Annotated in this window: 11 protein-coding genes; 9 read left to right on the plus strand and 2 right to left on the minus strand. The window is 64.7% G+C overall.

Annotated features, from left to right (window positions below):
* Positions 1–4 precede the first annotated feature (4 nt).
* From VQ045_RS07620 to VQ045_RS07630, 3 genes are read left to right on the plus strand one after another with little or no spacing between them, the layout of a single operon-like run.
* Positions 5–409: an ATP-binding protein gene (locus VQ045_RS07620; RefSeq protein ID WP_327623093.1), complete on the plus strand. Its 405-nt coding sequence runs from the start codon at positions 5–7 to the stop codon at positions 407–409.
* Positions 406–1,407 (plus strand): ATP-binding protein, encoded by a 1,002-nt coding sequence (locus VQ045_RS07625; RefSeq protein WP_331829685.1) that lies wholly within the window; start codon positions 406–408, stop codon positions 1,405–1,407. The genes VQ045_RS07620 and VQ045_RS07625 overlap by 4 nt, the downstream gene beginning before the upstream one ends.
* On the plus strand, positions 1,404–2,516 hold the full coding sequence (locus VQ045_RS07630) for a sensor histidine kinase (protein WP_327623095.1): 1,113 nt from the start codon (positions 1,404–1,406) through the stop codon (positions 2,514–2,516). The genes VQ045_RS07625 and VQ045_RS07630 overlap by 4 nt, the downstream gene beginning before the upstream one ends.
* 52 nt (positions 2,517–2,568) lie before the next feature.
* On the opposite strand, the gene VQ045_RS07635 is transcribed toward VQ045_RS07630, so the two are convergent.
* Complete coding sequence (locus VQ045_RS07635) at positions 2,569–3,651, minus strand: NAD(P)-dependent alcohol dehydrogenase (protein WP_331829686.1); 1,083 nt, start codon at positions 3,649–3,651, stop codon at positions 2,569–2,571.
* Between the two features lie 151 nt (positions 3,652–3,802).
* Between VQ045_RS07635 and VQ045_RS07640 the strand changes: the two genes are divergently transcribed.
* The 3 genes from VQ045_RS07640 to VQ045_RS07650 all read left to right on the plus strand — a co-directional run bounded on the left by VQ045_RS07640 (position 3,803) and on the right by VQ045_RS07650 (position 7,469).
* Positions 3,803–4,966 (plus strand): isovaleryl-CoA dehydrogenase, encoded by a 1,164-nt coding sequence (locus VQ045_RS07640; RefSeq protein ID WP_327623097.1) that lies wholly within the window; start codon positions 3,803–3,805, stop codon positions 4,964–4,966.
* 71 nt (positions 4,967–5,037) lie between these two features.
* On the plus strand, positions 5,038–5,793 hold the full coding sequence (locus tag VQ045_RS07645; protein WP_331829687.1) for a flavodoxin family protein: 756 nt from the start codon (positions 5,038–5,040) through the stop codon (positions 5,791–5,793).
* Positions 5,794–5,861: 68 nt separating this feature from the next.
* Positions 5,862–7,469: a carboxyl transferase domain-containing protein gene (locus tag VQ045_RS07650; RefSeq protein WP_327623099.1), complete on the plus strand. Its 1,608-nt coding sequence runs from the start codon at positions 5,862–5,864 to the stop codon at positions 7,467–7,469.
* A 48-nt stretch (positions 7,470–7,517) separates the two neighbouring features.
* On the opposite strand, the gene VQ045_RS07655 is transcribed toward VQ045_RS07650, so the two are convergent.
* Entirely contained in the window at positions 7,518–8,375 is an 858-nt protein-coding gene (locus VQ045_RS07655; protein ID WP_327623100.1) for a DMT family transporter, read from the minus strand.
* Between the two features lie 274 nt (positions 8,376–8,649).
* On the opposite strand from VQ045_RS07655, the gene VQ045_RS07660 reads away from it, so the two are divergent.
* From VQ045_RS07660 to VQ045_RS07670, 3 genes are read left to right on the plus strand one after another with little or no spacing between them, the layout of a single operon-like run.
* Positions 8,650–8,913, plus strand: coding sequence for a type II toxin-antitoxin system RelB/DinJ family antitoxin (locus VQ045_RS07660; RefSeq protein ID WP_331829688.1), 264 nt, complete (start codon positions 8,650–8,652; stop codon positions 8,911–8,913).
* Entirely contained in the window at positions 8,900–9,181 is a 282-nt protein-coding gene (locus VQ045_RS07665; protein ID WP_331829689.1) for a type II toxin-antitoxin system YafQ family toxin, read from the plus strand. The genes VQ045_RS07660 and VQ045_RS07665 overlap by 14 nt, the downstream gene beginning before the upstream one ends.
* A gap of 23 nt (positions 9,182–9,204) precedes the next feature.
* Positions 9,205–11,202, plus strand: coding sequence for an acetyl/propionyl/methylcrotonyl-CoA carboxylase subunit alpha (locus tag VQ045_RS07670; protein ID WP_331829693.1), 1,998 nt, complete (start codon positions 9,205–9,207; stop codon positions 11,200–11,202).
* The last annotated feature ends 290 nt before the right edge of the window (positions 11,203–11,492 follow it).

An 11,492-nucleotide genomic window follows, 5' to 3' on the forward strand; every position in this document is an offset into this window, starting at 1 on the left:
ATCCGTGAGCGAGGAAGTTGTGACCGTCAGGCTCGCCCGAGCCACCGATGTGGCTTTCGCGCGCCAAGCCGCAATGAAAGCGATGGCGTCTCTGGGCGCCAGCGTGATCAAACGAACGAAGTTCGTCACCGCCGTCTCGGAGATCGCCCGCAACGCGATCGTCTACGGTGGCGGAGGTGTGATTTCATTTGCGATTATCGGGAACGGGTCGTTCCGCAAGGTCGTTGCTACATGCTCGGACCGAGGCCCCGGCATTGACGACATCAAGCAGGCTCTCACGGACGGCTTTACGACCGGAGGCGGGTTGGGGCTCGGTTTGAGCGGCGCCCGCCGCCTGGTCGACCGGCTCGAGGTTGAATCGTCCCGCGAGAGCGGGACAACCGTCATATTGGAGTCCGCTGCCCGATGATCTCGCTACAAGTCACGGAAATCAGCCAAGTCGGTGCGGCGCGCAGAAAAGCTCTCCACGAAGCCGAGACGATCGGCTTGTCCGCCGACGACCGCGACCGGCTGGCATTAGTGGTCACCGAAGCGGCAACAAATCTGGTCCGGCACGCCCGCGGGGGCGAGATGATTCTGATCCCGTGTGCGCAGGGCGCGGCGCCGCGATTTGACGTCATCGTTCTCGACGACGGACCGGGCTTGTCGGATATCCAGGCTGCAATGACCGACGGTTATACGACGGCGCAGGGGGGCGAACGAGGATTGGGCGGCGGGCTCGGCGCGATCGCGCGCATGTCGGACGCCTTTGACATCTACAGCGACCCGAAGGGCACGACGCTTGCGATCACCATTGGCAAGCTGAAGCAGGACTTGGGGAAAGCCTTGGAGGCCGTCGGCCTGATCGTCCCGAAGCCGGATTTCTCCGAGGGCGGGGACGCCTTCGATCTGCGCCTGGAGGCGCGCCATACGATGATCATGCTGATGGATGTTCTGGGTCACGGACCCGCGGCGGCGGTCGAGGCTAAAAAAGGTGTCGAGGCCTTCGAGCGGTCGACGGGAGCCTCGCTGGAGGCGACGGCGGCAGAAATTTCGGCGGCCCTGAGCGGCGGGCGCGGTGCCGCCGCTTTACTCGTCGAGCTGCCGCATACCGCCGGCAAACTACGGGCGATGTCACTCGGAAATGTTCGGGGGGAAATATTGTCCCCTGACGGCGCTCGCCACGGCATTCCATCGACGCCGGGCATCGTGGGCGCGAGCGCCAAACAGCCTCGGGTGACGGAGCACAACTGGCCGGCGGAAGGAATGCTGGTGCTTTCGACCGATGGTCTGCGGGGCAGCGAGCGTGTACCGGAACCGTCGTCGCTGTTTTTTCGCGAGCCGATGACAATTGCCGCGACGCTTTACAAGCGGAGGCGGCGGGGAACCGATGACTGCGGCGTGGTTGTCGCGCGAGCAAGGCAGTGAAGGCGGTCGTCACGTCGATTCGTGTCGAGCGGGACGCGGACGTCACGCATACACGCCGCACCGCGCGCCTTGCCGCGCAGGTCGCCGGCGCTGCTACGCGTGATCAGATTCGCTTTGCGACGGCGGTGTCGGAGATTGCCCGCAACGCGCTCCAATATGCGGGCGGGGGAGTTGCCGAATTCGCCTTCGACCGCCCTGAAGACAGGACCCGGCTGATGGCCAGGGTGCAGGACAAGGGGCCTGGGATCGCTGCCGTCGAAACGATGCTACGGGCTCGGCATCAGGCACACACCGGGCTCGGTCTGGGCCTAAGTGGCTCGCAGAAGCTGGTCGATTATTTCGACCTGAAGACCGGCGCGGGCGGCACACTGGTGACGCTTGGGCTTCACCTGAATGGGAATCGCGACACCGACGATCTCGCAAAGGCGACTGCCGGCGCCCTCATCGACGCCGCGCAAGGCTCCCCGATCGAAGAACTCGCCGAGCAGAATCGCGCATTGCGCGATTCCCTGGCCGAACAGCAATTCCTCCTGCGCGAAATCCATCATAGGACCAAAAACAATCTGGCGATCATCCAGTCGTTGGCGCTGATGCAGGCGCGGCAGGCCAAATCGGAGGAGACGCAGGAAGCGCTCGGGATTTTGACGAACCGCATACAGGCCTTTGCCAACGCACATAATTTCCTGCATCAGGCTGAAGACGTGACCCAGGTCGATATGCGGCAGCATTTGGAGAGCCTCACCGACAGGCTCGCCTCCGCTTTCGGCTCCAGTGGCTTAACGATTGACTGCCATGCCGAGGCGATTTCTATCGGGTTCGAAGCGGCGACGGAGATCGCGCTGGTGGTCAACGAACTGGTGACCAACGCCGCGAAATACGGCGGCGAGAACGGCCATGTGGACATTCAAGCATATCAGCAGGGACCCAATTTCTGTCTTCGCGTCGGTGACGATGGGCCGGGACTGGATAATCCGGAGACGGTGCTTCGAAATTCCAAGTCGCTCGGTTGGCGGATCGTGGAAGGCTGCGCCCGCAAACTGAACGGCAGCCTCGAGGTCGAGGGGACGAAGGGGCTGTCGGTCCTGCTGACCATTCCCAACGACCGGTAAAGAACAGGCTCGGCCGCCGCCGCTTTTCCGCGAAATGCGCTTCTTGCTGGTGTCAAAGTCCCATTTGGATCTGCATCTTCACCTCGCCTTTCGGTGCGCTCGCGGCCAGTTCGAAGGCCTCGACGCTTTGCGCGAAGGGAAAGGTCCGGGTAATCAGCGGCGCGACGTCGATCGTTCCCGAAGCCAGCATCGCGACGCAGCGGTCGAAGACATGGGCATAGCGGAACACATGCTCGACCCGCGCTTCGCGCAGCATCGCCGCCGCGACATCGTAGGCGGCGGGTTTCAGCGGAATGCCGACGAAGACCACCGTACCGCCCGGACAGAGCGGCTCGAAAATGCCGGCGATCGCCCGCTCCGCGCCGGAGCATTCGTAGATGACGTCCGCACCCCAGCCGCCGGTCTGGGCCATCACCGCCTCGACGAGGTTGTCCCGCGCCACATTGACGGTTGAGACCGGTCCGAGCGTGCGGGCAAGGTCCAGCTTGCTATCGTCGATATCGCTGACGATCACATGGGCGCAGCCGGCGGCGAGAGCGGCGAGCACGGTGACCAGGCCGATCGGTCCGGCGCCGATGACGATGGCGACATTGCCGGGCGCCGCGCGCGCCTTGGTCACGGCGTGGACGCCGACGGCCAGCGGCTCGACCATGGCGCCGGCGGCGAAGGAGACATTGTCTGGCAGCTTGAAGGTGAACGCCTCCGGATGAACGACGCTGGATCTCAGAACGCCATGCACCGGCGGCGTCGCCCAGAAGCGCACGGCCGGATCGAGATTGTAGAGCCCGAGGCGCGTTGCGCGGCTGTCCAGGTCGGGGATGCCGGGTTCCATGCAGACGCGGTCGCCGATTTGGAGCGTTTCGACCCGATCGCCGACTTCGGTAACGATGCCCGATGCCTCGTGGCCGAGGATCATGGGGGCCTTGACCACAAAGGGGCCGATCGCGCCATGCGTGTAATAGTGGACGTCCGAGCCGCAGATGCCGACGGTGTGGATAGCGACCCGCACGTCGCGGCGACCGAGTGGTTCGTCGACCGGCATCTCGCGAAGCGAGAGTTCGCCCTTTTTCTCCAGCACCAGGGCCCGCCGCTCGCCTTGGTCGGAAGCTTGGGGTTTGATCGCTGCCTGGCTCATCTCATCCTCCGGACTTTCAAGGCTCTTCGATCGCCAGACTAGCCCTTTGATCATCATTCGGCGATGCTGCGCGGGTCTGGGGCCGGAAATAATGTTGCCGGTTATCCCCGATGTCGCCAAATTGGCTCCGGCGGGATTTTAAGGAGCAGACATGTTCGACAAGGGGATGAATTTCGCGCTTGGCGAGGAGATCAACGCGCTGCGCGAGATGGTGCACCGCTTCGCGCAGGAGACGATCGCGCCGCGCGCTGCCGAGATCGACCGCACCAACGAATTCCCGAACGAGCTCTGGAAGGAACTGGGCGCGCTCGGCCTGCTCGGGGTGACGGTCGAAGAAGAGTATGGCGGCTCGGCCATGGGCTATCTGGCGCATTGCGTCGCAATCGAGGAGATCTCGCGTGCCTCGGCTTCGGTGGGCCTGTCCTACGGCGCCCATTCCAACCTTTGCGTCAATCAGATCCGTCGCAACGGCACCGAGGACCAGAAGCGGAAATACCTGCCGAAGCTCGTCTCCGGCGAGCATGTCGGCTCGCTGGCGATGTCGGAGAGCGGCGCCGGGTCGGACGTCGTCGGCATGCGGCTCAAGGCCGACAAGCGCAACGACCGCTTCGTCCTCAACGGCACCAAGATGTGGATCACCAACGGCCCGGACGCCTCGACACTGATCGTCTACGCCAAGACCGACCCGGACGCCGGGCCGCGCGGCATCACCGCCTTCCTGATCGAGAAGCAGATGGCGGGATTCTCGACCGCGCAGAAGCTCGACAAGCTCGGCATGCGCGGCTCGAACACCTGCGAGTTGGTCTTCGAGGATTGCGAGGTGCCTTATGAGAATATTCTCGGTGAGGAGGGCGGCGGCGCCAGGGTGCTGATGAGCGGCCTCGATTACGAGCGGGTGGTGCTGTCGGCCGGCCCGCTCGGCATCATGGCCGCCTGCCTGGATGTGGTCGTTCCCTATGTCCATGAGCGCAAGCAGTTCGGCCAGCCGATCGGCGAGTTCCAGCTGATGCAGGGCAAGCTCGCCGACATGTATGTGACGATGAACGCCTGCCGGGCCTATGTCTACGCGGTGGCGGCGGCCTGCGACCGCGGCGAGACCAGCCGCAAGGATGCCGCCGGCTGCATCCTCTACGCCGCCGAGAAGGCGACGCAGATGGCGCTGGAAGCGATCCAGGCGCTCGGCGGTAATGGCTATATCAATGACTACCCGACCGGACGGCTGTTGCGCGATGCCAAGCTCTACGAGATCGGCGCCGGCACCAGCGAGATCCGGCGGATGCTGATCGGCCGCGAGCTGTTCCACGAGACGGGTTGACCTTGCGGGCGGATGCCCGATTTTCCGCGTTCCGCGCAGTTGCGCGAAAACTGTGACCGAAAGGAACTCCCATGCCCCTCAATGACCGCCAGGAAGCGCTCTGCAAGGGGCATGATTTCGACTTCAGCGATTTGAAGGCGGTGATTATCAATTGCACGCTGAAGCGCAGTCCCGAGCGCTCGCATACGGACGATCTGCTGTCGGTTCCGCATCAGATCATGGAGCGAAACGGCGTCGCGGTCAGCCAGTTCCGCCCCGTCGACCATCCCATCGCCTACGGGGTCATGCCCGACATGACCGAACACGGCGCTGCGACGGATGCCTGGCCGGAACTCTGGGAGACGGTGAAAGAAGCAGAGATCCTCGTTCTCGGCACTCCGATCTGGCTTGGCGAGGAAAGCTCGGCCTGCCGGCTGGTGATCGAGCGGCTCTACGGCATGAGCGGGCTGAAGAACGACAAGGGTCAGAGCTTCTTCTACGGCAAGACCGGAGGTTGCGTCGTCACCGGCAACGAGGACGGCATCAAGCATGTCGCGATGACCTGCCTCTACGCCCTCGGCCATCTCGGCTACACGATTCCGCCGCAGGCCGATTGCGGCTGGATCGGCGAGGCCGGGCCGGGGCCGAGCTACGGCGACGAGACGGACAACGGGCCGCTGGGATACGACAATGATTTCACCCAGCGCAACGCCACCATCATGACCTGGAACCTGATGCACATGGCGCGGATGCTGAAGGATGCCGACGGCCTGCCACGGCACGGCAACGACCGCGACGCCTGGGAGGCCGGCTGTCGGTTCGATCATCCCAATCCGGACTACCGGTAGCAGGGCAGGGACTTCTATGGCTATGGTCCGGGACGACCGCGTCGCCCGCAGCCAATCTTGAGCACCTCATGTCCGTCCTGACCTCCGCCATCTCGCCCCGCTCCGAGAGCTTTTCCGAAAATCGAGCGGCGATGGTCCGGCAGATGGAAGCGGTCGAGGCGGCCGCCGAAGCCGCGATGGCCGGGGGCGGCGAGAAGGCTCGCGAACGGCATCTGTCGCGCGGCAAACTCTTACCCCGCCACCGCGTCGAGGGGCTGCTCGATCCGGGTTCGCCGTTTCTCGAAATCGGCCTGTTCGCGGCGAACGGGATGTATGACGACGCGGTGCCGGCGGCCGGTCTGATCGCCGGCATCGGCCGGGTGTCGGGCCGCGAGGTGATGGTGCTGGCCAACGACGCGACGGTGAAGGGCGGCACCTATTTTCCGTTGACGGTGAAGAAGCATCTCCGCGCCCAGGAGATCGCCGCCGAGAACCATCTGCCTTGCGTCTATCTCGTCGATTCCGGCGGCGCCAATCTGCCGAACCAGGACGAGGTGTTTCCCGACCGGGACCATTTCGGCCGCATCTTCTACAATCAGGCGCAGATGTCGGCCAAGGGCATTGCCCAGATCGCCGTCGTCATGGGCTCCTGCACCGCCGGCGGGGCCTATGTGCCGGCGATGAGCGACGAGACCATCATCGTCGCCAAGCAGGGCACGATCTTCCTGGCCGGCCCTCCGCTGGTCAAGGCCGCGACGGGCGAGGTGGTCAGCGCCGAAGATCTGGGCGGCGGCGACGTCCATACGCGGCTGTCGGGCGTCGCCGATCATCTGGCCAAGGACGATCTGCATGCGCTGGCGCTAGCCCGCCACGCCGTCGCCCATCTCAACCGGGACAAGCGGCCGGCGGTGGAGTTCCAGACGCCGGAAGAGCCGGCCTACGACCCGGATGAAATCCTCGGGATCGTGCCCGCCGACGCCAAGACGCCCTATGACGTGCGCGAGGTGATCGCCCGCATCGTCGATGGGTCGAGGTTCCACGAGTTCAAGGCGCGCTACGGCCCGACGCTGGTCTGCGGCTTCGCCCATATCCGCGGTATGCCGGTCGGAATCATCGCCAACAATGGCGTGCTGTTTTCCGAAAGCGCCGTGAAGGGCGCGCATTTCGTCGAGCTCTGCTCGCAGCGCAAGATCCCGGTGGTGTTCCTGCAGAACATCACCGGCTTCATGGTCGGCCGGCAATATGAGGCGGGCGGCATCGCCAAGCACGGGGCGAAGCTCGTCACCGCCGTCGCGACGACGGCCGTGCCGAAGATCACCATGCTGATCGGCGGCTCCTACGGCGCCGGCAATTACGGCATGTGCGGGCGGGCGTATTCGCCGCGCTTCCTGTGGACCTGGCCGAACAGCCGTATCGCGGTGATGGGCGGCGAGCAGGCGGCCGGGGTGCTGGCGAGCGTAACGCGCGACGGCATCGAGCGGCGCGGCGGCGAGTGGTCTGCCGAGGAGGAAGCCGAATTCAAGCGCCCGACGATCGCGATGTTCGAGCGCCAGAGCCACCCGCTCTATGCCTCGGCGAGGCTGTGGGACGACGGCATCGTCAACCCGGCCAAAACCCGCGATATTCTGGCGCTGTCGCTCGCCGCCGCGCTGAACGCGCCGATCGAGGACACACGGTTCGGGTTGTTCCGCATGTGATGAAATCGGCCTCTGAGCAGGCCAAGGAGCTATCACGCGAGCCGCTCCTCACCCTGTGGCCAGCAGGACCACGCCGCCCAAGATGACCGCCGCCCAGAACAGACGATGCCGTAGCTGACCCTCCCGCAAGAGCAGGCTGCCCATCAGGACGGTGAGGACGACGCTGAGTTCACGGGTCGGTGCCACATAGATGATAGGCGTGAAGGTGAGGGCGTAGAGCACCAGAATGTAGGCGAGCGGGCTGAGAACGGCGATCGCAATGACGCTCCCCCGGTGGTGCGTCCAAAGCGCCGTCACCATCGCTCGGCGTCGCAGCGCGTAGGGCGTGAGCAACATCACCCGGCCGATACTGGAGGCATAGTCGAGCAGCAGCGGTGGAATCAGCAACGCTGTGACGGCATAGGCATCCCAGACGGTGTAGCTGGCGATCAGCAAGCCGACGCTGACGCCGAACAGGATCGAGGCGGTGACGCTCTTGGAGCCACGCTTGAGCCCGCCCGACAGAAACAGGACGCCGGCGATGATGACGATCGCGCCGAGGGCGATCTGCCACGTCAGCGGTTCCCCCAGCATCGTGACGGCGAAGATCGTGGCCAGGAATGGTCCGGTGGCGCGAGCGGTCGGATAGACGATCGACAGATCGCCGTCGCGATAGCCGCGCTGCAGCAGCAGAATATAACCCAGATGCAGCCCGGTACTGCCGAGGATGAAGCCGATTTCCCATGGACCGAAATCGGGTGGGTTTGTGGCAACGACATAGACGGCGGGCGGCAGATAGAGGACGAGCGTAACCACCGTGAAGAGCCAGATCAGCTCGGGGCCGCCCCGGATTTTCTTGACCAGGAAGTTCCATGTCGCGTGGCAGAACGCCGCCGCAAGCACGAGAACAAAACCGGAAACTGTCATGAGGGCCCCTGAAGACGATGAGGATGAAACAGGCGCGCGCCAGCGCACCCAGCCATCCCCCCTAGTTTTTCGTCTTTCAGGTGTCTGCCGTACACGGCTCGTAACGGCGCTCGGACCAGCTTGCGAAGGCAACGGAACCCTAGCCGCACATGGATGGGTGGAAATCACATTAGACCGGTCTCGACACGCGTGGAAGGATAAGGTGCCACCCGAATGGAGCGGCCCTCGAATCCGATTGCTCAGTGTGCTACATTGTAGCCCAAAGGAGCGCATCATGGCCGAAAATGCCGTAGTCAGGGCCCGTATCAGCAAGGAAACCAAAGAAGAGGCCGCCGCGGTCCTCGCGACGATGGGGCTGTCGGTGTCCGATGCGTTTCGCATGCTGATGGTGCGAGTGGCCAGGGAGAAAAGACTGCCCTTCGCGCCCTTCGTTCCGAATGTCGAGACAATCGCGGCCATTGAAGAGGCCCGCCGAGGCGACGGGGAGAAGTTCGACAGCGTCGACGCCCTCATGGCCGATCTGAATGCGGACGATTAGACGTACGGCCCGCTTCCGCCGCGACTACAAGCGGATGGCGAAGGGGCGGTACGGCGCGATTTTGGATGCCGAGTTGCGATCCGTTGTCGCGATCCTCATCGAGGACAACGATCTGCCAGAGACCTATCGCGACCATGCGCTGACGGGCGATTGGAACGGCTATCGCGATTGCCATCTGAGGCCTGATCTCCTGCTCATCTATGCTAAGCTGGATGATCGGGAACTGACCCTGGTGCGGCTGGGCTCGCACAGCGACCTCGGCTGGTAGGCATGGCACAGCATCGTCAACGACTGTTCACCACTCTGCTCATCGCCAATCGTGGCGAGATCGCCTGCCGGGTCATCCGCACGGCGAAGCGGCTGGGCATTCGGACCGTCGCGGTGTTTTCCGATGCCGACGCGCAAGCGCTGCATGTCGAAATGGCCGACGAGGCGGTGCATATCGGCCCGGCGCCGGTCGGCGAGAGCTATCTCAAGGGCGAGCGCATCATCGCCGCGGCGAAGCGGACCGGCGCGGAGGCGATTCACCCCGGCTACGGCTTCCTGTCCGAGAATCCGGATTTCGTCGCGGCGGTCGAAGCGGCGGGGCTGATCTTCGTCGGCCCGTCGGCTTCGGCGATTCGGGCGATGGGCCTGAAGGACGCCGCCAAGAAGTTGATGCACGCGGCCGGCGTTCCGGTCGTTCCGGGCTACCACGGCGAAGAACAGAATCCCGATTTTCTCGCCGGTGAAGCCGGTGAGATCGGCTATCCGGTGCTGATCAAGGCCCGGGCCGGCGGCGGCGGCAAGGGCATGCGCCGCGTCGACGATCCGGCCGCGTTCGCCGCTGCGCTGGAAGGCGCCCGGCGCGAGGGCGCGGCGTCCTTTGGCGATCCGCACTGCCTGATCGAGAAATATGTCGAAAAGCCCCGGCATATCGAGATCCAGGTGTTCGGCGACAGCCACGGCAACGCCGTGCATCTGTTCGAGCGTGACTGTTCTTTGCAGCGCCGCCATCAGAAGGTGATCGAGGAAGCGCCGGCGCCCGGCATGACGCCCGAAATGCGCGCCGCCATGGGCGAAGCGGCGGTCACCGCCGCCAAGGCGATCGGCTATGCGGGGGCGGGGACGATCGAGTTCATCGTCGACGCCTCCGATGGTCTCAGGCCCGACCGCTTCTGGTTCATGGAGATGAACACGCGGCTGCAGGTCGAGCACCCGGTGACCGAGGCGATCACCGGCCTCGATCTGGTCGAGCTGCAATTGCGCGTCGCGGCCGGCGAGGCGTTGCCGTTCACGCAGGAGGATCTGGCGATCCACGGCCATGCCTTCGAGGCGCGAATCTATGCCGAGGATGCGGCCCGCGGCTTCTTGCCGGCGACCGGCACGCTGACCCATCTCAGCTTCCCGAAGGGCGAGGGGGTTCGGATCGACACCGGCGTTCGCGCGGGCGACCGGATCACCCCGCACTACGACCCGATGATCGCCAAGCTGATCGTCCACGGTCCCGACCGCCCCTCGGCGCTCCGGCTCTTGCGCCGGGCTTTGGCCGAAACGCATATCGCCGGCACGGTGACCAATGTCGCGTTTCTCGGCCGGCTCGCGGCGCATGAGGGGTTTGCCGGCGGCGATGTCGACACCGGCCTGATCGGCCGCGATCAGGAGACACTGACGGCAACCGCGCCGGCCGCGCCGGAAATCGTGGCGACCGCCGCGCTGGCGCAGCTCGGTCATCTCGCGGAGCCTGTCCCGGTCAAGGCCGGCGACGATCCCTGGACGCGTTTACGCGGCTTTCGCGTCTGGGGCACCGCGCGCCAGACGGCGCGGTTCGAGACCGGGGAGGGAGGGCGCCGTGACGTGGCGGTCGCCGATCGCGGCGACGGCCGTTTCGCCGTGGATGCCGGAGAAGAGCCGCTGAATCTTGCCGTCGCCGCGGTCGAGGGCGATGATGTGCGTCTGTCGCTCGACGGCCGCATTTTCGGTGTGGCGCTGGCCCGGGAGCCGGAGGCCGTCACGGTGTTCGCCAACGGCGCGGCGCATCGCTTCGCCCGCTGGAGCGCCAGCGCCCACGCCGAGGAGGGCGGCGGCGGCGACAGGATCGCCGCGCCGATGCCGGGCCTCGTCAAGCTGGTTTCCGCCAAGGCCGGCGGCGCGGTGACGAAAGGCGAGGCGCTGATCGTTCTCGAAGCCATGAAGATGGAGTACACTTTAAAGAGCCCCCGCGATGGGACTGTCTTTGAGCTTCTGGTCGCCGTCGGCGATCAGGTTGAAGCGGACGCATTGTTATTAATTTTGGAGCCGGAGGGATGAGCGAGCAGGAATTTTCTGAAGTCGACGGATTTTTGCGATGTACTTACATATCAAAAAGCGGACCTCTGCGTTCCCGGCTTGATTTTGCGAGCGTTAGATCACGAGCGCCAGAACTTGCCGCAGCAACCCGCCTAACGCGCGATCGGGTTCGGGATCTTCATCGGAAATTTGCCGCAGACGGGGGATGTCCCGAAGTTTGTTGAACTTCGTTGAGCGGCGATGCCGGGTTGAACGTTACGCGGCCCTCGATGCAGGGGCAATGAACTTTTCGGCATTTTGGCGCTGATGGG

Source organism: Aurantimonas sp. E1-2-R+4 (genome assembly GCF_036549515.1).
In the GTDB taxonomy this organism is placed as follows: Bacteria; Pseudomonadota; Alphaproteobacteria; order Rhizobiales; family Rhizobiaceae; genus Aurantimonas; species Aurantimonas coralicida_A.